Origin of the sequence: Bradyrhizobium tunisiense, assembly GCF_042263385.1 — a bacterium.
GTDB lineage: Bacteria > Pseudomonadota > Alphaproteobacteria > Rhizobiales > Xanthobacteraceae > Bradyrhizobium > Bradyrhizobium tunisiense.
On sequence record NZ_JBHLEV010000002.1, the window covers coordinates 139,251 to 165,498 of the forward strand.

At 61.1% G+C, this 26,248-nt stretch carries 23 protein-coding genes; 7 read left to right on the forward strand and 16 right to left on the reverse strand.

Annotation, left to right across the window (positions count from 1 at the left end):
• Nucleotides 1–18 precede the first annotated feature (18 nt).
• The 11 genes from ACFDR6_RS08030 to ACFDR6_RS08080 form a co-directional block, all read right to left on the reverse strand.
• Nucleotides 19–735 (reverse strand): GntR family transcriptional regulator, encoded by a 717-nt coding sequence (locus ACFDR6_RS08030; RefSeq protein WP_375857993.1) that lies wholly within the window; start codon nt 733–735, stop codon nt 19–21.
• A 24-nt stretch (nt 736–759) separates the two neighbouring features.
• Nucleotides 760–1,500: an SDR family oxidoreductase gene (locus ACFDR6_RS08035; protein ID WP_317240057.1), complete on the reverse strand. Its 741-nt coding sequence runs from the start codon at nt 1,498–1,500 to the stop codon at nt 760–762.
• A 24-nt stretch (nt 1,501–1,524) separates the two neighbouring features.
• On the reverse strand, nt 1,525–2,295 hold the full coding sequence (locus ACFDR6_RS08040) for an SDR family oxidoreductase (protein WP_375857994.1): 771 nt from the start codon (nt 2,293–2,295) through the stop codon (nt 1,525–1,527).
• A 15-nt stretch (nt 2,296–2,310) separates the two neighbouring features.
• Nucleotides 2,311–2,691 (reverse strand): carboxymuconolactone decarboxylase family protein, encoded by a 381-nt coding sequence (locus ACFDR6_RS08045; protein WP_008557226.1) that lies wholly within the window; start codon nt 2,689–2,691, stop codon nt 2,311–2,313.
• Between the two features lie 28 nt (nt 2,692–2,719).
• The gene (locus ACFDR6_RS08050; protein WP_375857995.1) at nt 2,720–3,946 is read right to left on the reverse strand and encodes an ABC transporter substrate-binding protein; all 1,227 of its coding nucleotides are present in this window, start codon (nt 3,944–3,946) and stop codon (nt 2,720–2,722) included.
• 32 nt (nt 3,947–3,978) lie between these two features.
• Nucleotides 3,979–5,214 carry an ABC transporter substrate-binding protein gene (locus ACFDR6_RS08055; RefSeq protein WP_212092545.1) on the reverse strand — a complete coding sequence of 412 codons (1,236 nt, stop codon included), beginning with the start codon at nt 5,212–5,214 and terminating at the stop codon, nt 3,979–3,981.
• Nucleotides 5,215–5,245: 31 nt separating this feature from the next.
• Nucleotides 5,246–5,953: an ABC transporter ATP-binding protein gene (locus ACFDR6_RS08060; RefSeq protein ID WP_375857996.1), complete on the reverse strand. Its 708-nt coding sequence runs from the start codon at nt 5,951–5,953 to the stop codon at nt 5,246–5,248.
• Nucleotides 5,940–7,712, reverse strand: a complete 1,773-nt coding sequence (locus tag ACFDR6_RS08065) for a branched-chain amino acid ABC transporter ATP-binding protein/permease (RefSeq protein ID WP_375858543.1) — start codon at nt 7,710–7,712, stop codon at nt 5,940–5,942. The genes ACFDR6_RS08060 and ACFDR6_RS08065 overlap by 14 nt, the downstream gene beginning before the upstream one ends.
• 2 nt (nt 7,713–7,714) lie before the next feature.
• Nucleotides 7,715–8,650: a branched-chain amino acid ABC transporter permease gene (locus tag ACFDR6_RS08070; RefSeq protein WP_317240053.1), complete on the reverse strand. Its 936-nt coding sequence runs from the start codon at nt 8,648–8,650 to the stop codon at nt 7,715–7,717.
• A gap of 80 nt (nt 8,651–8,730) precedes the next feature.
• Nucleotides 8,731–10,125 carry an MmgE/PrpD family protein gene (locus ACFDR6_RS08075; RefSeq protein ID WP_375857997.1) on the reverse strand — a complete coding sequence of 465 codons (1,395 nt, stop codon included), beginning with the start codon at nt 10,123–10,125 and terminating at the stop codon, nt 8,731–8,733.
• 30 nt (nt 10,126–10,155) lie between these two features.
• Nucleotides 10,156–11,334: an NAD(P)-dependent oxidoreductase gene (locus ACFDR6_RS08080; protein WP_375857998.1), complete on the reverse strand. Its 1,179-nt coding sequence runs from the start codon at nt 11,332–11,334 to the stop codon at nt 10,156–10,158.
• Here ACFDR6_RS08080 and ACFDR6_RS08085 point away from each other — a divergent pair.
• Genes ACFDR6_RS08085 through ACFDR6_RS08095 form a run of 3 tightly spaced genes read left to right on the forward strand, consistent with a single transcriptional unit; the run spans nt 11,295 to nt 13,900 of the window.
• Nucleotides 11,295–12,647 (forward strand): MmgE/PrpD family protein, encoded by a 1,353-nt coding sequence (locus tag ACFDR6_RS08085; protein WP_375857999.1) that lies wholly within the window; start codon nt 11,295–11,297, stop codon nt 12,645–12,647. The genes ACFDR6_RS08080 and ACFDR6_RS08085 overlap by 40 nt on opposite strands.
• Before the next feature lie 28 nt (nt 12,648–12,675).
• On the forward strand, nt 12,676–13,065 hold the full coding sequence (locus ACFDR6_RS08090) for a carboxymuconolactone decarboxylase family protein (RefSeq protein ID WP_212092539.1): 390 nt from the start codon (nt 12,676–12,678) through the stop codon (nt 13,063–13,065).
• A 25-nt stretch (nt 13,066–13,090) separates the two neighbouring features.
• Nucleotides 13,091–13,900 (forward strand): N-acyl homoserine lactonase family protein, encoded by an 810-nt coding sequence (locus ACFDR6_RS08095; protein WP_375858000.1) that lies wholly within the window; start codon nt 13,091–13,093, stop codon nt 13,898–13,900.
• 99 nt (nt 13,901–13,999) lie between these two features.
• Here the strand turns inward: ACFDR6_RS08095 and ACFDR6_RS08100 are convergent, their stop codons facing one another.
• Complete coding sequence (locus ACFDR6_RS08100; protein WP_375858001.1) at nt 14,000–14,200, reverse strand: hypothetical protein; 201 nt, start codon at nt 14,198–14,200, stop codon at nt 14,000–14,002.
• Nucleotides 14,201–15,901: 1,701 nt separating this feature from the next.
• Here ACFDR6_RS08100 and ACFDR6_RS08105 point away from each other — a divergent pair.
• From ACFDR6_RS08105 to ACFDR6_RS08115, 3 genes are all read left to right on the forward strand, one after another.
• Complete coding sequence (locus ACFDR6_RS08105; RefSeq protein WP_317240047.1) at nt 15,902–16,147, forward strand: hypothetical protein; 246 nt, start codon at nt 15,902–15,904, stop codon at nt 16,145–16,147.
• A 181-nt stretch (nt 16,148–16,328) separates the two neighbouring features.
• Nucleotides 16,329–17,447, forward strand: coding sequence for a PqqD family peptide modification chaperone (locus ACFDR6_RS08110; RefSeq protein WP_317240046.1), 1,119 nt, complete (start codon nt 16,329–16,331; stop codon nt 17,445–17,447).
• Nucleotides 17,434–18,513, forward strand: coding sequence for a nucleotidyltransferase family protein (locus tag ACFDR6_RS08115; RefSeq protein ID WP_317240045.1), 1,080 nt, complete (start codon nt 17,434–17,436; stop codon nt 18,511–18,513). Before ACFDR6_RS08110 ends, ACFDR6_RS08115 begins: the two co-directional genes overlap by 14 nt.
• 160 nt (nt 18,514–18,673) lie before the next feature.
• Here ACFDR6_RS08115 and ACFDR6_RS08120 read toward each other — a convergent pair whose 3' ends face one another.
• Nucleotides 18,674–19,060 (reverse strand): H-NS histone family protein, encoded by a 387-nt coding sequence (locus ACFDR6_RS08120; protein ID WP_317240044.1) that lies wholly within the window; start codon nt 19,058–19,060, stop codon nt 18,674–18,676.
• A 667-nt stretch (nt 19,061–19,727) separates the two neighbouring features.
• On the opposite strand from ACFDR6_RS08120, the gene ACFDR6_RS08125 reads away from it, so the two are divergent.
• Nucleotides 19,728–20,096, forward strand: coding sequence for an H-NS histone family protein (locus ACFDR6_RS08125; RefSeq protein ID WP_317240043.1), 369 nt, complete (start codon nt 19,728–19,730; stop codon nt 20,094–20,096).
• A 67-nt stretch (nt 20,097–20,163) separates the two neighbouring features.
• On the opposite strand, the gene ACFDR6_RS08130 is transcribed toward ACFDR6_RS08125, so the two are convergent.
• The 3 genes from ACFDR6_RS08130 to ACFDR6_RS08140 all read right to left on the reverse strand — a co-directional run bounded on the left by ACFDR6_RS08130 (nt 20,164) and on the right by ACFDR6_RS08140 (nt 26,192).
• On the reverse strand, nt 20,164–21,633 hold the full coding sequence (locus ACFDR6_RS08130) for an exopolysaccharide biosynthesis polyprenyl glycosylphosphotransferase (RefSeq protein ID WP_317240042.1): 1,470 nt from the start codon (nt 21,631–21,633) through the stop codon (nt 20,164–20,166).
• Nucleotides 21,634–21,773: 140 nt separating this feature from the next.
• On the reverse strand, nt 21,774–23,786 hold the full coding sequence (locus ACFDR6_RS08135; RefSeq protein WP_375858002.1) for a hypothetical protein: 2,013 nt from the start codon (nt 23,784–23,786) through the stop codon (nt 21,774–21,776).
• A gap of 75 nt (nt 23,787–23,861) precedes the next feature.
• Entirely contained in the window at nt 23,862–26,192 is a 2,331-nt protein-coding gene (locus tag ACFDR6_RS08140) for a Wzz/FepE/Etk N-terminal domain-containing protein (protein WP_375858544.1), read from the reverse strand.
• Between the last annotated feature and the right edge of the window lie 56 nt (nt 26,193–26,248).

Consider the following 26,248-nt stretch of genomic DNA (forward strand, 5'->3'; position numbering starts at 1 on the left):
CTCCCTGGCGGCATTGTTCTAGTCGTCGGTAGGCGCCGCCTCCTTGGCCGCCGACGATTTTTCGATCATGTCGAGCGCGGCCACGGCGGCCGCATTGATGTGGTCGACGCAGCAGCGCTCGGCGAGCTCCGCATCGCCGCTCTGGATCGCCCGCCAGATCGCGGTGACCTCGCGCAGGCTCTTGTTGATCCGCTTCGGCTGCGACATCGAGGTGATCCGCAAGAGCTGGATACGGTCGTGGAGCGGCTTGAGCGCGCGCTCGATGAAGGCATTGCGGCAGCCGCCGATCAGCGCGGCGTAGAAGTCAGTCTTGGCCTCGAGGCAGCCGACGAGATCCTGCTTGGCCGCGGCCGCCTTCAGCCGCGTCAGGGCCTCCCCGATCCGGCGCGCCACCTCGGGATCATGTAGCCTGGCACATTCGCGGCCGGCGAAGCCTTCGAGCACCGCGCGCGCCGCGTAGAGCTGCCGGGCTTCCTCCAGGCTGATCGTGGACACCACGGGGCCGCGATGGGGGACGATGTTGACCAGCCCGTCGGCTTCGAGCGCGCGAAGCGCTTCACGGATCGAGGGGCGGCTGACGCCCATCATTTCGCAGAGCTCGCGCTCGACCAGGCGTTGGCCCGGCTTCAGGGTTCCGGACATGATCGCCTCGCGCAGCTTCTGGGCGACCATCGCCCGGACGGTCGGAACGTCCTCGATGCGGAGTGTCGACTGCAAATCGCTACGTCTGTCCATGTCCGGGCCCTAGTTCGGGAAAAGTCAGTACCGGTTTACAGGCAGAATCATCATTTCGGCAATTTGAACGTGGGCGGGCTGGTCCAGCGCGAACACGATCGAGCGGGCAATATCGGCAGGCTCCAGCGCCATTCTGAACTGGTCGAAATAGTCCTTTTCTTTCTGCTTGTCGCCGCGATAGCGGGTCAGGATGATGTTGGTTTTGGTCAGGCCGGGCTGGAGCTCGGTGACCCGAATCGCGGTTTCGGCAAGTTCACCCCTGAGCGTCTCGGTGAACATGTGCACGCCCGCCTTGCTGGTGCTGTAGGCCGCCATGTCGGGGACGATGCGGACGGCGTTGATCGAGCTGATGTTGACGATGTGTCCGGCGTTGCGCTTGACCATTTCGGGGAGGATCGCGCGCGTGACCCGCATCAGGCCGATCAGGTTGGTCTGGATGATGTTGGACCAGTCGTCGGCGGAGCCGGCATCGAAGCGCGTCCGGCCGCCGATGTCATGCCCGGCATTGTTGATGAGGACATCGACCGGCTTGAAATGAGCGGGAACGGCCTCCGGCAGACCATCCACGGCGCGAGAATCGCTGACGTCGAGCTGGATCGGAAACACCCTGTCGCCGGCCGTGGCGGCCAGCTCCTGAAGCGCCCTGGCGTCGCGGTCGACCAGCACCACGCGGCGACCGCTCTCCAGCAGCGCCTCGGTGATGGCACGTCCCATGCCGCCGGCAGCGCCAGTCAGGACGACGGTCTGGCCTTGTTGTTCAGTCATCGCAGCACTCCCATCCCACTTCTGTCATGCGATCGACCAGCCGCCGTCGATGGGCAGGCTGGCTCCGGTGATGTCGTTTGCGGCGGGACCACAGAGAAAGACGACCATGGCGGCGACGGCGTCCATTCCGATGAAGCGCTGCGTCGGCTGGCGCTCGCCGAGATATTCGCGGGTCACGTCGTCGAGCGGACGATTGCTGTCCGCTGCCATCGTCGCGATCTTGTTCAGGATTGCGGGTGTCGGCAGCGTGCCGGGACAGAGCGTGTTGCAGGTGACGCCACTGCGGGCGGTCTCGATGGCCACCGCGCGGCTCAGGCCGAGAATGGCCGTCTTGGTAGTCACGTAGTCGATGCGGTCCTCGACCGCGCGGCTCGAATAGATCGAGCCGAGATTGACGATCCGGCCCCAGCCGCGCTGCTTCATGGCCGGCAGAGCCAGGCGGATCAGGTGGAACGGTGCCGACAGGTTCACGGCGAGCGCATCGTCCCAGCGATCGGACGGAAACTGCTCGATGGCCGAGAAATGCCTGACCACGGCGTTGTTGACGAGGATGTCGACAGCGCCGCAGCGGTCGAGGATGTCGGCCATCATGCTCTCGATGGCGTCGCGCCGGGACAGGTCGGCAGAAGCGGGGATGATCTCGACGCCGAAGCGGGTGCGGAGATCATCCGCGACCTGCTTCGGCGCAATGAGATCGTGCAGGACAATGTTGCAGCCCGCGCCGGCCAGGCCTTCCGCGATCGCGAAGCCAAGGCCTGCGGTCGCGCCGGTCACGAGTGCCCATTTGCCCTTCATCGCACGGATGCTTCCTTATTTCTTGTCGAGCTCTGCGAACACTTCCTTCGCGTTGCGGAACGCGTCGACGCCGGCAGGCACGCCGCAATAGATCGCGACCTGCATGAAGACCTCGCGGATCTCCTCCCGCGTCGCTCCATTGGCGAGCGCGCCGCGGACGTGGGTCTTCAGCTCATGCGGACGGTTGAGTGCGCAGAGCATCGCCAGATTGAGGAAGCTGCGGGTCTTCCGCGTCAGGCCCTCGCGGCCCCAGACGTAACCCCAGCAATATTCCGTGGTGAGGTCCTGCATCGGCCGGTTGAAGTCGTCCGCGGATGCGATCGCCTTGTCGACGAATTCGTTGCCGAGCACGCTCTTGCGGATCTCGAGCCCGCGGTCATAGGTCGCCTTGTCCATTGTGTTCTCCGTTTCTCTTGCAGCGATATCAGCTCTTCGGCCAGAAGGGCTTTGCCAGCGCGAGCTCCGGCGGGAACACGGTTACCGGAACGCCGGATTGCCACTGCACGATGGTCATGCCGGCGCCGACGCGGCGGCCCTTCTGGTCGAACTTGATTTCGCCGAGCGGGTAATATTTCGAGGGGCCGGCATCCATGGTGCGCAGCGCCTCGCCGACGGCGACGCGGTCGGCCTTGCCGGCCTTCTCCAGCGCGTCCTTGATCACCCACATGTCGCCATAGGTGGAGATCGCGTTCTGCGTCATCCACGGCTCCTTGTAGCGGGTCTTCAATTCCGCGATCAGGGCCTCGTGGCCCTTGGCGCCCCAGCTCGCAACGCAGGTCAGGACTCCTTGGAGCAACTCCGGACTCACGGTCTGCAGCATGTCGGGCTCGGCGATGGCGATGCCGAAGGAGATGGTCGGCACCTTGCCCTGGCCGAGACCAAACTCGTTCATCTTCTCGAGGAGCAGCTTGGCATCGGAGATCACGGTCGGCAGGAAGAACAGCAGATCCGGTTTCGCCGAGCGGATCTTCTGCACCAGTGATGTTGCATCCGCGAGCGGCGGGGTGAAGGTCTCGTCGACGATCAGCTGCAGCTGGTTCTCCGCCAGCAGGCCTTCGCGCATCGATTTCGCCGAGGCGATCGACGCGGCCGTGTTGTCGGTGAGGATCGCAACCGTCTTCGGCCGCTTGCCGGACGCCGTCTCCGCCAGCTTGATGATCTGCGGCAAGGCCTGGCGGGCCTGTGAGCCTGCCGTGGCCGAGGTCTGGAATACGTATTTGAAGCCGCGATCCGTGATCAGGTCGGAGTAGGAGAGGGTGAGGACGGGCAGGTTGGCCCGCTCGGTGACCTCGGTCACCGCGAGCGTGAAGGATGACAGATAGGCGCCGCTGGCCGCGACCAGATCGCTCTCCTGCGCGACCATGCGCTGGGCCGCATTCTTGGCCTTCTCGGTGGAGTCGCCGGAATCGAGCACCACGAGCTTCAGCTTGGCGCCGCCAAGCGCCTTGATGCCGCCTTGCGCGTTGATGTGCTCAACCGCCATCTCGGCGCCATGACGCATCACCGTGCCTGGACGGGCGTACATGCCGGAGATCGGCACCAGCAGGCCGATCTTCACTTCCGCCGGTTGCTGGGCCCAGGCGCGGGATGCGATCAGCGTGCCGGACGCGCCGGCAAGCAGCAATCGCCGGCTGATCTTGGATTTGGTCATGACAATTCTCCTCCCTGAAATCGCGCGTTGCTCTATGATTTCTTCGGCCAGAACGGCTGCGCCTGCGCCAGCTCGGGCGGATAGACGGTGACCGGCACGCCCGATTGCCATTGCACGATGACGACGCCGGCGCCGACCCTGCGACCTTTCTCGTCGAATTTGAGCTGGCCGCCCGGATAATATTTCGACGGGCCGGCATCCATGGTGCGGAAGGCCTGCGCGACCGAATTGCGGTCGGCCTTGCCGGCCTTCTCCAAGGCTTCCTTCATCAGCCACATGTCGCCGTAGGTCGAGATGACGTTCTGCGTCATCCAGGGCTCCTTGTATTTGGCCTTCAGCTCGGCGATCAGCGCCTCGTGACCCTTCGAGCCCCAATTGGCGACGATGGTCATGATGCCCTGCACGGTCTCCGGGCTGACGCTCTGGAGCATATCCGGCTCGGCGATGGTGATGCTGAAGGACACGGTCGGGATCTTGCCCTGGCCGAGCCCGAACTCGCTGATCTTCTCGAGGCCGAGCTTGGCGTCGGACACCGCGTTCGGCATGAACAGCAGCAGATCGGGCTTGGCCGAGCGAACCTTCTGAATCAACGGCGTCGCGTCCGACAGCGGAGGGGTCCAGACCTCCTCGACGACGAGCTGGAGGCCTTCCTGTGCGAACAGTCTTTCCTTCAGCGCCTTCGCGGTGGCAACCGACGTCGCGGTGTTGTCCATCAGCATCGCCACCGTCTTCGGCTTCTTGCCGGAGGCGTTCTCGGCGAGCTTCATCAGCGTCGGCAGGCCGAGCTCTGACTGACGGCTTGCGGTCGCCGCAGTTTGGAAGATGTATTTGAAGCCGCGGTCGGTCAGAAGGTCCGAATAGGACAGCGTCAGCACAGGCAGCTCGGCACGCTCGGTCACCTCAGTTACCGCCAGCGTGAAGGAAGAGAGATAGGAGCCGGTCGCGGCGACAAGGTCGGGTTCCTGCGCCACCATACGTTGCGCCGCGTTCTTGGCCTTCTCGGTGGTGTCGCCGCAGTCGATCACGACCAGCTTCAGCTTGGCGCCGCCGAGCGCCTTGATGCCGCCCTGCGCATTGATGTGCTCGATGCCCATCTCGGCGCCCATCTTCATCACCTGGCCGGGACGGGTGTAGATGCCCGACAGCGGCACGATCAGCCCGACTTTGATCTCGGCCGGCGACTGCGCGCGCGCCACGCCGGCGAGGCCCACGGCGGCAGCGCCGGACAGCACGGTTCGGCGCGAGAGCCCCTTTGACGTCTTGTTCATTATGTTCTCTCCCTTGTCTTTGTTCTTGTCGTCACATGCCGAGATAGGCCTTGCGCACGCGATCGTCGGCGCGCAGCGTGTCGTTGTTGCCCTCGAGCACGACGTGTCCCGCTTCGAGGACGTAGCCGTGGTCCGCGGATTCCAGAGCTTCGGCGACGCGCTGCTCAACCAGCAGCATGGTCAGGCCGGACTGCCGGCGAATATCGATCAGGCGCTCGAAGATGAAGTCCGCGGTCGAAGGCGCCAGCCCCATCGAGGGCTCGTCGAGCATCAACAGCTTCGGCGAGGAGGCGAGGCCGCGACCGATCGCAAGCATCTGCTGCTGGCCACCGGACATCGTGCCCGCGAACTGGTTGCGGCGTTCCTTCAGCACCGGCAGCCATTCGAAGATGCGCTCGATGTTGCTCTGCCAGTCGCGCCGGCCGCTCTCCGTCATCGCGCCCATTTCCAGGTTCTCCATCACGGTGAGAGACGGGAAAACCTGGCGGCCCTCGGGAACGTGGGCGATGCCGAGATGAGCGCGCTGCGGCGGTGGCACGGCGAGCAGGTCGATGCCGTCGAAGATGATGGCCCCGCCGCTCGGCTTGACGATGCCGGAGATCGTCTTGAAAAGCGTGGTCTTGCCGGCGCCGTTTGGCCCGACGATCGCGACGAACTGCCCGGCGCCGACATTGATCGAGATGTCGTTCAGGACGGGCTTGGCCGAATAGCCCGCGCTCAATCCCTCAATTCGCAGCATGGCCCACCCATTTCTTGCCGAGATAGGCCTCGATCACGCGGTTGTCGCGCGTCACCACCTCCGGCAGGCCTTCGGTGATGACGGCGCCGTGGTCGAGCACGACGAACCTGTCGACCAGGCGGACCATCGCCTGCATCGTGTGCTCGATGATCGCGATGGTCGTTCCGTCGCGCGCCAGCTGCTGGATCACTGCGACGACCTCGTCGGCCTCGCCGTGGCCGAGGCCTGCGAGCGTCTCGTCGAGCAGCAGGATGCGCGGCTGGCCGGCAATCGCGCGGGCCAGCTCCATCAGCCGCAGCTCCTTGGTCGAAAGCTCGCCGGCCACGCGATCGGCAACCGCAGAGAGACCGACCCGAGCGACCGCGTCGGCAGCGAGCTTGCGTGCCTCCTCGTCCGACCGCGCCCGCACATAGGCGCCGATTACGACATTGTCGAGGATCGACATGCGCAGGAACGGCCGCATCACCTGGAACGTGCGTCCGATGCCGGCCTCGCAGATCACGTGCGGCCGCTGGCCGGACATGTTGCGGCCGCTGATCAAGACCTCGCCCTCGCTCGGTTTCAGGAAGCCGTTGAGGAGATTGAACAGCGTGGTCTTGCCGGCGCCATTGGGCCCGATGATGCCGAGGATCTCGTTCTGATGCAGCTTGAAGCTGACGCCCTGCACGGCTTTGAGGCCGCCGAAAGATCGGGAGAGGTTTTTCACTTCAAGCATGACCTCGCCGGCCGCGGCGCGCTGCCGCGGGGCGGGCTTCAGTGCCGTGACGTTGACGGCCGCCGTTTCGGCAACACCGGCCGCAGCGGTCTTGGGCGCGATACGTTTGCGCAGCAGATCGCGCAGCTTCCAGAACAGTCCCTCCGGCGCCAGCAAGATCACGCAGACGATGGCGAAGCCGAAGATGACGCCCTGAATGCCCGGGAAGCGGTCGCCGGCCTCCGCATGCAGGATCTCGGCAAGCGGAATCAGGATCACCGAGCCGATCACAGGACCCCAGACCGTGCCGACGCCGCCGAACATCGCTACCGTGAGCGCTTGCGCCGACACCAGCATGCCGAACACCGATTGCGGCGTGACGACCAGCAGCACCTGGGCATAGAAGCCGCCGATGGCGGCGGCGATGGCCCCGCTCAGCGTGATTGCACGCAGCTTCCAGGCGAGCGTGTTGATGCCGGCCGCCTCGGCGGCGGCCTCGTTCTGCTTGATCGCGAGCAGCGCCATGCCGAAGCGGGACCGCTCGATCACTTGCGTCAGCACGACGGTCGCCAGCATGATCGCGAGCCCCAGCAGCGTGTAGATGTGCGGGTCCGAGAACTGCATGTAGGCGATCGGTGCATCGCGCTTGATCGGAAGCGTGACCTCCTGGAAGCCGAGCCACTCGAACACGTAGAGGATGGCGAGCGGGTAGGCGAGCATCGCCAGGGCGAAATAGTGGCCCTGCAGGCGGAAGGTCGGAAAGCCGATCAATAGCCCTGCGATGCCGCCGAGCGCGGCGGCGACCGGGATCAGCAGCCAGGGGGAGATGTCGAAGTAGATCTGGCCGAGCGCAGTCGCATAGGCGCCGATGCCGAAGAACGCGGCGTGGCCGAACGAGACAAGCCCGGTATAACCGCTGAGCAGGTTCCAGGAGAGGCCGAACACCGCCCACACCGGCACCAGCGTCAGGATCAGCTGGTAATAGGAATTGGTGACGCCGAGCGAGAGCGCGGCATAAGCGAGCGTGAACAGCAGGGGCGGCAGAAAGGAGCGCATCCGGAGCATGGTCACGTCCTCTCCACCATCCGTCCGAAGAAGCCTTGCGGACGGAAGAAGATGATGAGGAGGAAGACGGCGAAGATCGCTGCGTTCTGCAATTGCGTCGGCAGGATCAGCGTCGACATCTGCTGCACGAGGCCGATGGTCATGCCGCCCCAGAACGCGCCGATGATGCTGCCCATGCCGCCGAGCACGACACCTGCATACATGACGATGACGTATTCGAGCCCGACGAACGGGTGGAACGGATAGTTGGTGGCAAGCAGGCCCCCGGCGATCGCCGTGATGCCGCAGCCGAGCGCGAAGGCGGTGCGGTGCGCGCGGTCGACGTCGATGCCCATATAGGTCGCGGCGGTCGGATTGTCGGCCGCCGCGCGCAGCGACTTGCCGATTCGCGTCCGCGTGATCAGCAGGGAGAGCAGGATCATCGTGACCAGCGAAACGATCATGTCGATGCTGCGGGCCTTGTTGAGGAAGATGCTCATGTCGAAGAAGGGACCGAGCTCCCAGGCCGTGCTCGACAGCGGCGTGCGGATCGAGGCGAGCACCGAGCCGAACACGAGGAGGCCGCCGTTCTGCAGGATCAGCGCAATCCCGAGTGTGAGGATGAGCTGGGCGTAATGGCCTTCGCCTTCCAGCGATGCTGTGCGCGTGCCTGAGACGTGCGAGATCAATGCCAGGTGGACGAAGTAGCCGAAGACAGCGAGCACGGGGCCTGCCAGCAGGATGGCGACGAACGGTCCGACGGCATTGCCAAAGAACGATTGAACGCCGGCGGCGGTGAACAGATAGAAGGCGGTGTACATGCCCAGCATCATGAAATCGCCGTGGGCGAAGTTGATGACGCGCATCACGCCGAAGATCAGGCCGAGCCCGACGCACATCAGGCCGTAGACAGCACCGATCAGAACGCCCGCGGCGAGGGCTTGCAGAAATCCCTCCATCAGCCCCGGCTCCGCATGGCTGACGAACTTAAGCAGGTCTCGAAATCGACCATGTTTTCCCCCGTACTCTCCGGCGCTTCTTATGATGCCGATCGTAAGACCCGTTCCGCCGTGTCCAGGCGGCATTGCGCTGCGATGTCGCCGGCATTGCCGAGCCGTTCGCTGTTCTCGATGAGCTGCTCCAACCGCTGCGCACGGTCCTCGCCGAGGACGCCGTGAGCGGCGGCGCGGAAGCGCGTGCGAATGTCGGCAGGCGTCGCGGCGATGACGTCGGGCAGCGCGTGCCGGATGGTCCGGCCGCCGCGCAGAAATACGGTCACCTCCGCACCCTGCTTGGCGGGGAAGGCGGCCGTGAAGTCGGTATCGGCCTCTAGATCCGTGATCGCGACCAGGCGAATGATGTCGACATCATTGAGCTCGGCATAATTCTGTTCCTCGATCTCGCCGCGCGCCAGCGTCGCCGCGACGCTGAAGGGAATGCTCATCTTGGCCTGGAGCGCATTGCGGTAGGGTCCCAGGGAATCGCAGCCGGGATAGCGAACCGCAGCATCGGGTGCGCGAATGACGACGCGCTCGATCTCATCGGTGCCGGCGAGCTCGTGCGAGACGCGGAGCGCGGCTTGAGCTGCGGTCTGCGCGAAATTGCAGACCGGCACCGGCTTGTTGTACACCGCCATGATCTCGCACTCTCCGTCAGGAAAGATCGCGATGCTGTCCGGCGCGGCCTGGCGACGATATGCGGCGAAGAGGCCGGCCTCGCCTTCCAGGATCGTTTCGGAGCCAAAGGCGCCGGCCGCGGCCAGACCGATCGCCTTGATCGCGTTGCTCGCGGCAAAACCCGGATGGAAATACATGTCGGAGCCGCCGGCATGCGGCCACTCGTTCAACCCGCTAGACGTATTGGCGGCGATCGCAACGGCACTGGTCGCTGCGTCCTCCGACAGGCCGAGCGCAAAGCTTCCGGCGAGCGCCGCGCCCAGGGGGGCCACAAGGCCGGTCGGACGGTAGAGGCGAGCGAGATCGGAGGTCAGCAACGCGCGGCCTATCCGTGCTCCGGTCTCGTAGCCGATGATGGCGGCCGTCAGCAGCTTCGCGCCGTCCAGCGGCGATTGTTCGGACAGCGCGAGCAGCGTCGGCCAGATCACGACGCCGTGGTGCGCGATGCTGGCCGCGTGCATGTCTTCGCGCACGAGGCCGTGCCCCATCACGGCATTGGCGAAGGCGGCATCGGCCGGCGAAGAGAGTTGCGACGTTCCGATGATCGTTGCTCCGCCGCCACCTTGTGCGATCGCAACGGCCTGGCGGCTCCAGGGATGCTGGGAGGCCTCGAAGGCGCAGGAGAGGAAGTCGAGCAGGCAGAGCTTTGCCTTCGCAACGACGTCGGCCCCGAAATCGCCGAGATCGACTGCAAGTGCGCTCCGCGCCATCCGGCGCGTGAGCGATAGCTTGCCGGATCCGGTCGAGCCGTTCGTCATCGCAAATGGTGCTCCCAAAAGCTCTCGCGCTCAGCCGCGCATCTCGACCCCGGCCCACTCCTCGAGCACCTTTGCGATCGAGGTGAAATCGGATGATGGACCGTATTTGGCATTGGTGATCGCCAGCATCTGCCGCACGACCGCTCCGCAAACCATCGGCACGCCCATGGCCTCGGCCTCGTCTACGCAGAGACGAACGTCTTTGTAGGAAAGACCGGTGGCGAAGCCGAAATCGAATGTGCCCGGCAGCACCGAGCGCGGGAATTTGTCTTCGGAAGCGCTGTTGCGGCCACTGCTGGCGTTGATGATGTCGATCAGCACCTTGGCATTGACGCCGCCCTTGACGCCCATGGCGACTGCTTCCGAGGTGATCACCAGCGCCGCCGCCGCCATCAGATTGTTGGCGAGCTTGGCGGTCTGCGCCACGCCGGGCTTGTCACCGGTGTAGAACAGCTTGCCGAAGTTCTTCAGGATCGGCTGCACGGTCTCGTAGGTCGGCTGCGGGCACGACACCATCACGGCAAGGGTGCCGTTGACCGCGCCCTTGATGCCGCCGCTGACCGGGGCATCGACCAGCGTCATGCCTTTGGCTTTGAGGCCCTCCGCAACGAGCTTCGCCGCGCCAGGGCCCGAGGTCGACAGGTCGATCACGATCTTCGCGCGGTTGCCGCTGCTGATGCCGTCCTGGCCGAGCGTGACGGCCTTAACGATGTCAGGCGTCGGCAGGCTTGCGAGCACGATGTCGGCGCGGGAGGCGACGTCCGCCGGCGAGTTGCCAAGGAGAGCGCCGCGCTTGACCAACGGCTGCGTCGCGTCAGCTTGCGTGTCGTAGACGACGAGCGAATAGCCCGCGTCCATCAATCGCCCCGCCATGGGGCCGCCCATGCGACCCGTTCCGATCACGCCGAGCGTCTCTCCCGCCATCGTCCACTCCCTGTTGCGCGGTCCATGATGGGCGCGCCGTCTTGATCTTGTCGTTACCTTCACCAGCTGGTCTGGACGACCGCCGTCGTTGCGGCGGCGGGGATCCCGCGCCAGCGGCCGGATTGTTATGATTGTCAGACAAGCTGTCAAGCATAACATTTGGAGTCGACAGTTTGCCGCGGATCGTCTTATGGTCCGAGAAAACGAGGAAGACGCCCGGCGTGCCGCAAGACCGAATTCCAAGCGTGAGCAAGACCCTCGCCGATGTCGTTGCGGCCGCGTCATGGGCGGACGTGGGGGCGCAGAGCATCGCAGCGCGGCGCTCGATCCTCAATTTCTTTGCGACGGCACTCGGCTCCGCACGCGATCCCGTCGTGATGGCGGCGATGCGAACCTTGTCGCCGTTCAGCGGCGCGGCGACCGCAACGGTCATCGGTCATTCACGGCAGATGGACGCGATGAGCGCATCGTTCCTCAACGCCATCTCGGCCAACCTGCTCGACTTCGACGATACGCATCCCGAGACGATCATTCATCCAGCAGCGCCGGTCGCAGCTCCCGTCCTGGCGCTCGCGGAGACGCGCAGGCTGTCGGGACGCGAGGTGCTCACGGCGTTCATCCTCGGAGTGGACATCGAGTGCCGGATCGGCAATGCGGTGTCGCCGCGCCATTATGCGCGCGGCTGGCACATCACCTCGACCTGCGGGATCTTTGGCGCCGCGGCGGCTTGTGCAAAACTGCTGGGCCTGCCAGCAGAGGGGATTGCGAACGCCATCGGGCTCGCGGCGAGCCAGTCCGCGGGCAATGTCGAGAACCTGCCCAGTGCCGCCAAGAACGTCAGCGTCGGCAACGCAGCGCGTAACGGACTGTTCGCTGCATTGCTGGCGCAGCAGGGTTATGAGGCGGCCCCGCGCGCGATTGAAGGTCCGCTCGGGTGGGCGCGCACTATGGGGGATGAGCCGGATATTGCTCGTCTGCTTGATGGTCTCGGCAAGACCTGGGAGATCGCAAAAAACACCTACAAGCCTTATCCCGCCGGCATCGTCTTCCATGCGGTCATCGATGCCTGTCTGAAATTGCGGGAGCAGATCGGTCGGCACTTCGACCAGATTGACGCCGTGACGGTTCAGGGCTCGGCGCTGCTGCTTGCCCGCGGCGATCGCCCCGTCAACAACGAGCGCGATGCGCGCGTCAGTATCCATCATTGTGTCGCGTGCGGCTTGCTGCTCGGCAGGGCCGGGGTCGCTGAATTTGCCCGCGAGACGGTGGTCCGGCCCGATATCGCGCAGCTGCGGCAGAAGGTGAGGGCGCAGCTTGATACGCGGATGCCCGATGGAGCTGCGCGCGTCACCTTGCGCTTGTCGTCTGGCGAGGCGCTCACTGAAACGGTGATGTCGCCGCGCGGCAGTCAGGCTGCACCGTTGTCGGATCGCGACATCGAAGAGAAGCTGCGCGAAGGCATACGGACTGGCCGAAGCGATTGGGATGCAGACCGCGTCATCGACGCGGTCTGGCGGCTCGATGCAGCGGATGACGTAGGTAAGGTCCTGCAATCGCTGCGACCGCCGTCGGCGTCGCGCCAACCAACTTCCAACTAGACTGTCGCAAGACCGGAAAGGGACGATCATGAGCAAGACCGAACTGTTCGAAAACGGCCTCAAGGTGCGCAAAGAGGTGCTCGGCGAGGACTACGTCAACAAGTCGATCGCCGGCGCCGACGAGTTCACGCGCACCATGGCAGAATGGTCGACCGAGTTCTGCTGGGGCGCGCTGTGGACGCGGCCCGGCGTTGACCGCCGCACGCGCTCGATCGTCAATCTGGCGATGCTTGGCGCGCTGAACAGGCCGCACGAGCTGAAGCTGCACGTCAAGGGCGCCCTGAAGAACGGGCTCACCAAAGAAGAGATCAAGGAGATCCTGCTCCAGGTCGCGGTCTATTGCGGCGTGCCGGCCGGCATCGACGCCTTCCGCAATGCGCGCGAGGCGTTCAACGAGGTCGACGCGGCAGGTTCTTGACCGCGTCCGCTCGATTGGAAGCCCCATGGCAGACCCGGAATACGAGCTCTTCGCCATCCGTTACGCGACGCGGGATGCGCAGCGCAGCGAGCACTTCATCGGCGGCGACCCGCATGATGGCCCGATGCCGATGGACTATTTCATGTGGCTGGCGCGGGGAGGCGGGCGCAGCTTCGTCATCGACACCGGCTTCAACGCGGACGTCGCCAGGCAGCGCGGGCGGAATTTCCTGCGCTGCCCGGTGGAGACGCTGGCCGCGTTCGATATCGACGTCGGCGACGTCAAGGACGTCATCCTCACGCATCTGCACTATGACCATGCGGGCAATTTCGACCGGTTCCCGCATGCGCGCTTTCATCTCCAGGAGCGCGAGCTCGCCTACGCCACCGGGCGCTACATGCAATATCCGCGTCTGTCGCATTCCTTTGAGGTGGAGGACGTCTGCGGCATCGTGCGGCTGAACTATGCACGGCGGGTGCTGTTCTACGATGGCGACGCTGAGATCGCACCCGGACTGACGGTTCATGCGGCCGGTGGGCACTCCGCCGGTCTTCAGTTCGTCCGTGTCAACACGCGCCGCGGCCCTGTCGTGCTCGCCTCCGACGTCAGTCATTTCTACGAGAACATGACAAGCGAGCGCCCATTCACGACGGCGTTTCATGTCGGCGACATGCTGGTGGGGTTCGACAAGCTGCGCGCCGCGGCGCCGGATTCGAACCACATCATTCCAGGTCACGATCCACTCGTCATGATGTTTTATCCGGCGCCGAGCCCGGATCTGGACGGGATCGCGGTTCGCTTGGATGTGGCGCCGTCCGGGCCTGCTCATTCCTAGGGGGCGAGAGGACCACGCGCCGCCTCCTCGGCGAGCTTCTGTCCCAGGGACGGACGAACCTTTCGCGACTTGGCTCCAATTGGATCTCGATTGCTGGAGCTAGCGATGTTCAACGCCTCCGCTGCCTGGCAGCTTGGACGGCAGCGCGCGGCTTTTGGGGATCCACTGGGTCGATCGCTCCATATCGAGCGCCCGGTCTTCGCCGTCCTTGCGTCGACGGAAGGTCTCTGACACGTAGCGGTTCTTGCGGCGGACCTGGACGCGCCAGTTCCCGGAAGGCAACTGAGTGAAGCTGGCCATGGCCGTGTACACTCCCCAATTCGTGTGCGCTACGTGTGCACCGAGAGGTCAAAACGGGTACAAACGTGTGCAATTTCGGCTAGTTTGGAGTGCACAGTTCGTGTTTCATCCTATTGAGATGATAAGGTAAATCATTGAAATCGCAAGACTATCGATTTTCTGTGGCTCCGATGATGGATTGGAGCGAGAGTCCAAGCTTCTCAAGGGATTAGAAGGTGGCGTGTGCACGATGCGTGCACCGGGAGATCAAGAGAGGCCCTTGGAAGGCAAGTCGAACCGGGCGCTTGTGAAAGCGGGATAGACGGGACAGAAGGCTTGCAGATTTCAGAGAATATGGCTTGCACATCCATGCTGGTCTTCAATCCAGCCAGACGGTGATCAGAAACGCAGCGGCTTGGGTAGCTCGCGCGCGATACCTTGTTGCTCGTGGCTTTCGCGCGCGCGGCGCCGACGCTGACCGTCGTCTGTCGACCGAGCGCCGTGCTTCCGCCCTTCGTACTCTCTCCCGGAGCCGGTTCAATTGAGCCAGCAGGCTAACGAGTTCGATCGTTGTGTGACGCAGAACAGCCAGGCTACAAACTCCGCTACTCACTACCACACCCCCAAACAAGCCTTGCCGAATCCGTGACGGGAAGCTCGAATTTGTGATGACGTGCCAATAGCGTCTAAGCGATGGCTCCTGGGGCCGTCCGTTCGCTTTACGACGATACACGGGGAATATTTTCGAGCGTTCCAATGCGCTGCAATGGAGATGGCTGTCTCAAACCAGAGAATTTGGGCGCACTCTCTGAAACGGCCACGGCATTTTGCATCAGCACGAGGGAGCGGCACCAAGGATATTCGTCGTCCGAACGATTGACTCTTCGACCCAGGCTTCGCGAGCGAACCAGCTGTGATCGGCCTGACAAGTCGGGCAACGAGTATTGCCGAAGAAAACGATGCTCCGCAGGAAAGTCTCACGATCGGATTTGATGCCGGTCGGAATCGCGCGACCTGTTTTGGGACACTTGACCATAATCATACCCATGTGAACCTCCCTGAAGCATCTGCCGAATAAATAAGAGGGGCCGATCGGCTGGAGTGCGCTCTCGACGGTGCAGGTTTCTTGGGGGCATCGCACCTGGGTCAATGTTCGAGCAACGGGCAGTTTGCTCGTGACGACGGTTCTCCAACCGACCGGATTCTTGCTGGGTGAATTCTTTGGCCCGCGCGGGCCTTGAAATGAGGCTTCGACCTCAACTGAAAGCTTCTGGGGGGCCCCTCACAATTATCATCCCCAGATCCCTGCGGCTTCGTGCGGAATCCTTCGCCCGCAACGAAATCGACACCTTCCTCTTGTCGGACATATCAGCCAATCGGATCACTCGTCTTACTCCCCCGCGCGCAATTCGTTAATATCTTCGTACATCATTTAATGTGCAATTAAATTCGCATTGTCGGTCCGGTTTACGACTCTCGACCGGTTTATTTTTCGGGGGCGCCGCGGCGGGACTGTCATTGTCGAAAACGTCAAATCCTTCGCATACTCAGCCGTTCCCACGGTACGGGTGCCGCCGCGATTTGACTTTGTAAACGGACGGTTGTGGGTGGTTCAAATCTGAAATAAATTTTGATTATCGGTTAATGCTATAAATGTCGTTGTTAATTGCTGGCGATCACGTAAGCTAAGCTCGTCCAGGTTTCATTCGGCTGGAGGAGACAATGTGGGATTTAACCCTTGGTGAGTACGACCTCGCCCCCGATACGCCGCACTTGGCCCAGATGCGCGCGGAACTGGTAGGCATTGGCGAGAAGGAGCGCATTCTGCGAGAACGCAGTGCCGATCGTGAAACCTATCGGTACCTCCTGGATGCTCATCGGTTGAGCGCGCGCGAGCTTTCTTTGAGAGCAGGTGTTGAACATTTCTCGGCAGGGAGAGAACAGGGCGGCCAGCTGTGGCATGACTGACTGTATTGTCGTTACGAACCGAGACCGATTGGGTGACTTGTGCCCGGCAGACGGGAATTGCCGCGCCGCGGACGGGTTAGATCGAACTTGGTAGGCTGCCGAGGGCCGTGGAGAGTATCCCAGAGCTGTCCTCGCCTCGTCGCTACAGGACGAGGCAGACTGCTTCGATTTGGTTGGTGCCGTGCTGGAAAGATCGTCGGCAGAGATGATGTTGAGACCAGCTTCGGATGCAGTGTTCGCGCTGCTGGACGATCGACCAGTGCTTTTCAGCGAAACAGGGCAGAAGATCTTTGAACTGGACGGAGTAGGGGCATTCGTTTGGTGTAAGTTGTCGCAAGGTGCCTCTCTGGAAGAGATCTATCAGGAGCTTGGGACGCTAGACATTGACGATCACACGGCACGCCGGTTCACGCGAGAGCTCGTCAATGTCTGGATCGATCGAGCGTTGCTCGAAGTCGATTGGCGAATGCCGATCGATTGTGCCTTCTCGGCGATTCTGGGTCGGCACAGAATAGGTGTCCGGGCTGCAAATCGCGACCTCCTGAGACGGCTGATTTCGCCATTTTGCGTCCCGGATCAGGGCGCCGGGGGTCACGGCGACATTGCGATTGAGGCAATGATGCTGGACGAGCAAGTGTTCTTGCGCGGTGAGGATTCCAGCGTATCCAGATGTGAAGTCGAAGCACTGGCACCTACGATCAAAGCGCACATCACCGAGCGGCTTATTCGAAGCGATCGTTGGGTCTTCTCCCTTCACGCCGCTTCTCTGGTCAAAGACGGCATGGGCCTATTGTTGTGCGGCCAACCGGGAGCTGGAAAGTCTACCCTTACTCTGCAGCTGGTGAACGCCGGACTTCGGTATGCCGGGGATGATGTTGCGCTGGGTGGAGCTGACGGAACGATTTGCGGCCTTCCGTTTGCTGTCACCTTGAAGGAGGGGTCGTGGGACTTGCTCTCGCGACTACACGGGGACCGGTACCACGCGACGCATTGTCGCTCCGACGGCGTTTTGGTGCGGTACGTGCCTATTCCGGATGCGCACCACGAATGCTTTGCCGCAAGCTGGATCATCTTCTTGAACCGCATAGCGAGCGGTCCGGCCGAATTGACCGTGATAGATCAGTTGGATTCGATGAAGCGGCTCATCGAGAATGCATTTGCTGCCGACGGCCGACTTTCGCGAGTCGGCTTTCTCGCATTGAAGCGGATAGTCCTGGGGGCGCAGTCGCTTCAGTTGACCTACTGCGAGGCTGTGGAGGCTCGGCACGTACTTATGGATCTATGCAATGGCAAGGCATAGCACGGCCCTGACGAGTCTTTGCAATTGCCTGCAAGGCATGCCACCAGTCGACGTCGAGTGGATGTCCGTAGTCGGGCTCGCAAATCAGACTCTGACGACGCCGGCGCTCATCAATTTTGTCGACAAATTTGCACAGATCCTGCCGAAGGACGTCTGCGGATACATTCGCCAGATCCACCGCCGAAACGTGCTGCGAAACAATCGGCTCGTCGCTCAACTTGAAGAAGCTGTTATCGCGATGAACGGCCTTGGAGTTACGCCGATCATGCTCAAGGGGGCATCGACGCTGGCGACCGCGCCGGAGGAGCGACGAGGAGTTCGGTTAATGTCTGACCTGGACATTATGGTTATGCCGGACGAAGCCAAATTGGCTGTCTCCGCTCTGTGCGCAATTGGTTACGATATTGACTATGAGACCCCTCCCGAAAGCCAGAGATGGCATGTCGAGCTGAATCGCTCACAGGATGTCGGGACCATCGACCTGCAGCAGGCAGCTCCAGGCCCTGCGTACCTCTACGAGAGCGTCGGGCATCCGCTGAACCGTTGCGTCCCCGCTCCGCTGGGGCGCGGACGCGTGTATATCCCGACGCCTGCCTACAGAGCGCTTATGTTGATCATCCATGATCAGTTTCAAGACTATGGATATTGGCTCGGCGATCTCGACCTGCGGCACCTTGTTGAATTACGCGATCTGAACAATTCTGCCGAGGGCCTCGATTGGAAAGAGCTTACCTCTCTTGTCTCGGGCGAATTGATGAAAAATGCGGTTGAAACCCAGCTGTTCGCTCTTGCTGAGTTGCTTGGCGTGGAGGTTCCACACGCATTACGTTCCCGACTGATTCCCCGACTGCAGTTCATGCGACAGTTGATGCAAGCACGCTTTCCGGCCACACGCGTGCCTCTCTTGGCGATGAACATTCTGGATATCAGAAGTTACCGCCGGGAGGCGACTACTGTCTCGACAAAAACTAGCGCGCATCAACGTGGATTGTGGTCTGTGCCAAGAGCGAGCACCCTGCACTTTCTGTTGAATGCGACGACCGCAGTTCGGGCGGGAAAGGTCTAGAGCCTGAAGCCGTCACACGAGCGCCTTCGAGACATGGTGGCAACAGGTCTCTTGGTAGAGCAAGTTTTCGATCCGCTACCTGCTCCAGGTGAGGGGGCTGCCGGGAATCCGCAGGGCCAAACATTCTCAGCCGCCCCGCGGTGCGTCCAGTCGCGCCCAGCTAGGAATGCTCTCGGCCACTAGCATTCCGTTCGGAAGATTCGCCCTTCTCGCGGATTCTGAACTCCTCCAGCGTGTGGCCTGATTGGAGGGCGGCAACCAGCCAGCGGGGCTGCTTACCACGTCCTGACCAAGTCTCAGTTGGCTGGAGCGGGTTGTAGTACTTCGGCATGACCTTCGGGTATTTGCGTCGGGGCGGTTGGTCTGCCCCCGCCTCAGCCGCCCCACTTTCAGCTTCACCGAATTGTTCCGGTTGGTTGAGTTGCGCAAGACGCTTTTCAAGTTCCCGCTTCTCGGCGGTGATCCTTTCGGCAAGGATCTTCGTTAGCTCCTCGTGAAGAAGCCAAAGTTCCTCAAAATCCATGGCTTCGAGATCTTGCCTTCGCATAGCATTTCTCGTCACCGTTCGACTGACCCGAGTCAGCGCTGAAATTGACAACAATAAATTTTGTTATATATTATTTAATGATTATTGCGACGATTATTTTATTAATTGACCTCGGCAGGTGAAGAAGCTGCTGGAGGCGCGGGTAGGAGCGTAGTCTTGATTGAGTATCCTCTTGAACGTCTTCAGGATTCAGTCCGCCGGTTTGTGGTTCCCTCGATTGCCGTGACGGACATTCAGGCCCTTAGGCTCCAAATCGAACTCAGACGGCGTGCGCTGAAGGATATCGAGGTTATTAGCTCGCGTCTGCGTCTATGGGACAGCCGCACGGCGGTAAGGGCTCCTGAACGACGGAAAAGCGGCCGCCCGTCCCTAAGATGCAGGCTGAGGCGGGGCGGATCGTTTGGGCGACAGCTTGATTCCTCATCCTTCCACGGCGCTTGAGCGGTTTCCTGGCCGCAGCTAACCACCCGCAACTAGCGCGTGTGGTGGTGCGTGCCCGCGGTTAAAATTAAGCTTGCTCATTTTACCGGCTTGATTAATAACCGCGACCCGGTTATCTGGGTGGGCGAGTTCGGTTCCACACATTGTCTTGGGATAATCAGTTTCTCTGTCTTGATTAATATCGACAGGGAGAATATTGGATTGGGCGCAACTACACGGTGAGAGCATGTCAGCGAAGAAACTCGAGTTAGAAACGATGTCCCTCGACGATCTCTGGTCGCTTCATGAGGAGATTAGCGGAATTCTGTCCGATCGGATCAAGGCGGAAAAGAACGAACTCGAAAAGCGCTTAGCGGCACTTGGGGGCGGGATGGCTATTTTGGCGGATTCGAGCCGGGAAGGCGTGTCTTCCACCGGCAAGCCGAGACGTAAGTATCCGCGCGTGCTGCCGAAATATCGGAATCCGCAGACATCCGAGACCTGGTCGGGGCGTGGCAAGCGGCCGCGGTGGTTGGTTGCTGCAATGAAGTCTGGTCGGAGAATTGAGGATTTTCGCATTGGCGAAGCAAGTCCGAAGCTTCGTCAGCGGGCGTGACTGAGGCTGTTTGATTGGCAGGATTGTGGCGACCTAAAAGCCGGCGAAACTCCCATAAGTCTTGGGTCTAGTAGGCGTTGCGCCCTCTTAGAACCTCGACGGGCGTCCGCAGCAGGATTGCGAGATCCAGCCCGAGACTCCAGTTGTCGATGTACCAGAGATCATATTGGACACGTGTTTCGACCATGACTGCTGTGGGGGTAGGGCCCCGGCAGCCATGAACTTGGGCCCAGCCGGTCAATCCCGGCCTGACCCGGTGGCGAAGCGCGTAGTTGCGCACGAGCTTGTCAAATTCACTGTCGTGAGCCACGGCATGAGGACGCGGGCCCACCAGCGACATGCTGCCGTCGAGAACATTTAGCAGCTGTGGCAGTTCATCGAAGCTCGTCCGGCGCAGCCATTTGCCGACGCGGGTGACGCGTCGATCGGCGCGGTTGGCCTGAAGGATCACAGGCCCGTCCTCGAGCACATGCATCGTCCGGAATTTGCGTATCAAGAATATCTGGCCGTTGAAGCCACAGCGCTGCTGGCGAAAGAATACAGGGCCGGGAGAATCTAGCTTGATGGCCACTGCAGTCAGCGCAAGTAGCGGAGCGAACATAGCGAGGGCGAGGCCCGCGCCGACAACATCAATCGTCCGTTTGATCGTGCACTCCAGCGGCGTAAGGGGACCACGCTGGAGTTCTACGCAAACAGCACTTCCAAGACTCCGCTTAGGGTGTCGAAGCAATTCGGACGTTGTGCCGACGGGCACGAATATGATCGGGAACGGCAATACGCGCAAATCGGCAACAAAGGCTCGCAATTCAGGCCATCGCTCCGGGTCTGCTTCCACCACCACCTGATCGAGCTGGCAGGTGCGAATGTGGTCGATGACGCGGGCCGTGAGACGCCTTCGGCTGGCAGGACCGAAGCCAAATGGAGGCAAGCTGAATCGTCCCTTCACGGAATATCCGTGCATAGACAGGGTTTCGGACAATCCCACGTTCTTCGACAATGGTTGATCGCTGATCAGAACGATATTTGTGTTGGCGAACTTTCTGCCGCTCAGGGCTCTTCCGAGAAGCACCTTGACTCCCCACCGCTCGGCCAAAAGCAAACCCAGACCGATAACGACGAAGAGCAGGCCTGCTTGCTGGGATGCCCCCGGGTGAATTGCAAAGCCGTACACCGCCCAAATGAAAAGCACCGACGACGCCCAAGCCAGACAGACCACGCGTATCTGATTTCGGAGGGCAAGGAGCTCAACCGGCTGATAGAGCCCATAGGTCTTCAGCAGGCAAACGAGGCAAGCTGCGCTGACTAGCGCCGGGCCAAGTGCGTTCTCCAAGCCGACTGCGGCTTGCCCATGCTGAGCCTGGTAGAGCAATGTAGAAACGATGCTCGCAAATAGAATGGTTGCAATATCCGCACCAAGCGCCACGTGCTCGACCGCATCATAACGGAGAGGCCATTTATGCTGGCGGGATATTGCAGGCTTGGGACTGACACGATCCGTAACCTCCCGTTCGGGGAAATGTCGGTTCACGAAATTCATGGCGGGCCCTTCTATTTAATATTTAATTTATTATTAATTACTCAAGTTTATCAAGTGGAAATATCGGTTCCGGCAATTTGATTCGTGCGCCCCATTGTCGCCGGAACCGCGAGCGCCTGTTGATCAAAGGTCGTGGCTTCTTATCGAGAACCCTGTTGGGAATTCCGCGTGCGCACTTGGTCGAGGTACGCCGGATCCAGTTCCGAAATCAGGCCCTCCAGATAGATCTTCCCGTCGGCCGAGGCTGACCGGTATGCGGTCACAAACGCCGGCCTGAGGGCTGGCCGATGTCTAACGACGAGGCTGATGTCCCGCTTGATCAATTCACGAAACTCAGGCTCCCGTACCACGCCATCCGTAGCCAGTGCGACGGATAAGCGTAACGGAACCAGATCCAAATCGTTCGGCGCGGTATAGTACGACATCTTGAGCATCGCTGCCGTGCTGGATTGGGACGAATTGTGCTTCGACCTCGCCGCGAGCATGAGCCAAATGTCGCCCCGGAGCGGCGAAGAGCGCAATGCACGAGCAAGCACACTCGAAGTCACTACAGGAGCCGTCCGTTGCTCGTCCGCAGCTACAGCCGAATCCCAGTTGAATCTTGATCCGCCTCGGATCCATAGGTCTTCACGGGCTGCCGCTACCGAACCTGGCTTCGAGATTCCGTTCGGCCAGCCTGTTGCAGTCGACACAGCTGACAATAAGGAAGATCGCCCACCGAGATACAACTCAGGGAGGACCATCCATACTGCCTGCAGGATCAGTACGATTCCAAGCACCATCAAGGTGATGCGGGGCCACATGGTGACGAATGCTGACGCGAACCTCCGAGGAGACGCCGGTGCTTGAACTGCGATCCGGTCGGAGGTCTCTTTTGGTTCCAGGGATATGACGTCGCGTCCCGCGCCGGGAACGCTTTGCCCCCACGCCAGCCCAAAAAGGGCGGCGGCCAGAAGCGACGCGCCCAAACCCAGAATTCCGTGGTCAGAAAAGGCCAGTACCGTCACTGCAATCGAAGCGGCAGCGCCCAGGGCTGGGAACACGTAATCGTAGGTGCGCGACAGAGAGCGCCTCATCAGAATACAAGCGCCGAGCATTGCAATAACCACGAGCCCGCAAAGGAAGGCCCACCCCATATCAATAACGATCGCGGCGGCGGCAGTTGGCCTTTCTCGCGAGGCGCCGACTTCAACGTCCTGGTAAACCGGCAAGAGCACGGTCGAAGCACCCGCGCCGGATCCCGCCAGCCCAACGTCCTGGAGCATCCGCTCTGTTGCGCTCTGACTGCTCGTCGACAAGGCGATCGTCAGGTCGGTGTTCGTCTTGAAGGGAATGACTGTCGCGATGGTAATGAAGACGATCGCGGTGGTTGCGAGAACGCCAGCAGTACCCCACAAGCCTAGAAACCACCTGCGAATAGCAAATACTGAGAGCAGGATTACAGATCCGAGGAGGGCGGCAACGACTGCAGCTGAATTGGCCCGAACAAGCAGCGCGGCCATGCAGATCATCATTGCAATTGTCGCGGCGGACAGAGCAGGGAGCGGGGCTGTCGCAATTGTTCCTGGCCGACTGTGTCGCAACAACTGATCGACCGCTCGTATTGCCGTTGCGCAGGAGAGCAAGACACCGAGCACTGCGACTGTTGAGCCATTTGGCCCGGCGACAGCGGTTGCTTCCTTGTCGAACCACATGGTCGTAGCAATTGTGGCTATCAACAGCAGAATGTGCAGGACATGCGCCGCGCGATATCGGTCAAGCGAGATGACGGCCGTGATGAGGGCCGCGGCGAGTACAGCGCAATACTGCGCCAGCGAGAATATTGTCGCCCCGGTATCGACTGTGATCATTTGGGCGAGCGGCTCGTTCAAGGCCGCCGATGCAGCCGCCCAAATGGGATTGCCGAGTTTGCCCATCGGCATCGGCACTGCCTGCAACGCCATCCAGAGCACCGGAGCCGCGAGTACGACAACGAGACCGGGCCGAAGCAGTTTGGCGAGCCCAAGGGAGGAGGACGATGGAGAGATCGCGACCACCAGCGCCGCCGCTGCAAGTACCAGGGATGCCACCACCCAGCCTTGCAGGCTTTCAGGCATTGCAAACGCCGCGGTAATCGCCACTAACTCGGCCAATATGACAAGCCGAACCATCATGTAAACACCGTCGTGTGGTGCGGCCGCTCCGCTGATCTCGCACGTCAGATGAGTGCGGGCCGCTATGAGACAGCCTCAAGAGCCAGAAAGACCATAACGGATGTAATGGCTATCATGATAATAGTAGCTTCGATGACCGTCATATCGGGCCATCGCCTTAGTGTCCGTCTTGCTGAGAACTGCTCCAATCAGCGAATCGTGAATGTTTGGTGCCGTGTGCAGTGCGTGTTGTACGACATCTATTTTTGTCCTGCCCCATTCAACAACGAGAATGTAGCAGTCAATCAGAGATGAAGTGGCCCGAACGTCGACCAACGGGGTCAGGGGAGGAAGGTCGACGATGACGTAGTCATATTCGGCGCGTAAACGGCCGAACAGCTTGCTTATAGCGTCGGCGCAAAGAATTTCGCTGGTGTGGAGCAGAGGTCCAGGCCGCACGGCGGGCAGAAATGTAAGATTGGTCGTCGGATCCCGCCAGATTGCATCGGAGAGCGACCGGCTGCCGTTTGCAACTTCGATGATTCCACAGGCCGCTTTTGGCGCAAAGATGGCAGTTAGCGAGGGATTCCTGAGGTCGCAATCCACGATGATAGCCTTCTTTCCGGTGTGCCCGACTAGTTGCGCGAGCGAGGCTGCAATCGTGGTCTTCCCCTCATTCGGTAGGGCAGACGTAACGCCGACGACCTGCGCCTTCCCCGGATTGTGGTCGATGGCCAGCTTGATAGAACGAATCGCCTCGGTGTATCGAGATAGCGGCATTCCGATCACGGTCCGATGAATTGCGGTTGGAGATGAAACTATCCGTTGTTGAACATCATCATCTGTTTTCTGGAGGCGAACGGGTATTTTCGGAGATTTGCCGGCCGGCAACAATGGGACCATAGATAGACAAGGCAACTCCAGCACGGTTTCCACTTGTGACGAAGTCCGAAAGACACGGTCCATTAGATCCCTGAGGAGTGCCAAGCCGATGCCTAGCGCGAGACCGCCGAGAATGCCAAGCGCCAGTACCAACCTTGTCTTCGGCTTGCTCTTGCTCGCCGGCGGCGACGCCGGAAAGAGTACACGCGTGTCCGATGTGGGAAATGTCTCCTGCTGTGCGGAGCCCATGTAACGCTGCAGGAAGGTCTCGTACAAGCTACGCAAGCCCTTTGCCCGGCTTTCCAAATCCTTGATGGTGAGTTCAGCAGAATTGACCGAACGGGACTGCGAAACGGCTCGCGATAACTGCTTTTCGATTTCTTCCTGGCGCTGTTTGGCGAGTTCGAACTCGCTTCGGCTGACCTCTGCAAGTCTCCTGACCTCGTCGAAGATGGAGACGCGGAACTCTCTCGCGCGGTTCCGGATATTGACGACGGCCAGGTGGTCGCGACCGACCCTGGCCGCTAACTCGGCCTCACGTCTGGTGAGCTCCAGATATTGCTGGCGCAGCCCCGTAATGATCTGGCTGTTCAGCGCGTCGGTCCCGATAGCATCCAGATTGTCAATCGAGGACGGCTTTTTCGGATCGATAGAAAGGAGGGTGTCGTAGCGAGCCAACTTGGCGGTGGCTTCGGACGTTTGAGCACGTGCCGCGGCCAATCGATTGTTGGTTTCCGTGATCTGTTGCTCGTCGATGGGTTTTCCGTCCAGAGAAACGATGTTGTTTTGGGCCTTGTAGACGTCAACGGCACGTTGTGCAGCGAGGGCCTGATCGCCGAGATCGCGCAACCTCTCCTGCAGCCAGGTGGTCGCCCTGCGGTTGGCGTCGAACTTTGCATTGAGCTGGTCTGCAACATAAGTGTTGGCTACCGCGTTCACGATCTCGGCGGCTCTGGCTGCGTTGCTCGAACTGAAGCTGATCTCAATGACGTTGCTGTATCCGATCCGTCCAGCGGAGAGCCGACTGAGAAATGTGTCTACGAGATTGTCCGATGGTTCGCCATGCGTCTCGGGTGGCGCATCTTTCTTCGATCCGGTTGAGGCCAACGACCGAACTCGTTGCCAGAGCGACTGAAAAGATAGGCCGGACGGCTTGAAATCCGGATCTTCGGTCAGTTTCAGCTGATCGATTACCGCAGCCGCGGTGGCCTTCGACCTCAGGAGCTGTAACTGAGTCTCGATTTGACTGAGGTCGAAAGCCGGCTCGGCTAGAAGTGATTGCTGCTGGACAAATTGAGGCCTTGGATTGGCCAAGAGGATCTGAATCTGCGCCGTATAGGTTGGAGGGACCAAATGGAGGTAGAGCAGGCTGGCCGCAGTGGCGAGTGCGGCAGTGACGAGAATGACGAGATACTGGCGCCTTAGAAGCCCGATGCCGAAATTGATGACGTCGGTGATTCCTCCGCCGTCTGCCTGGGCGGGTTGAGGCAGTCCGTTTACCGGCAGCCGCATTCTATCCGTGTGTTGAAGATTGTTATGAAGCATCACGTACCTGTCCGACGCTGGGTCACGTTGCGGCCTTCCACCCGCAAACCCAGATT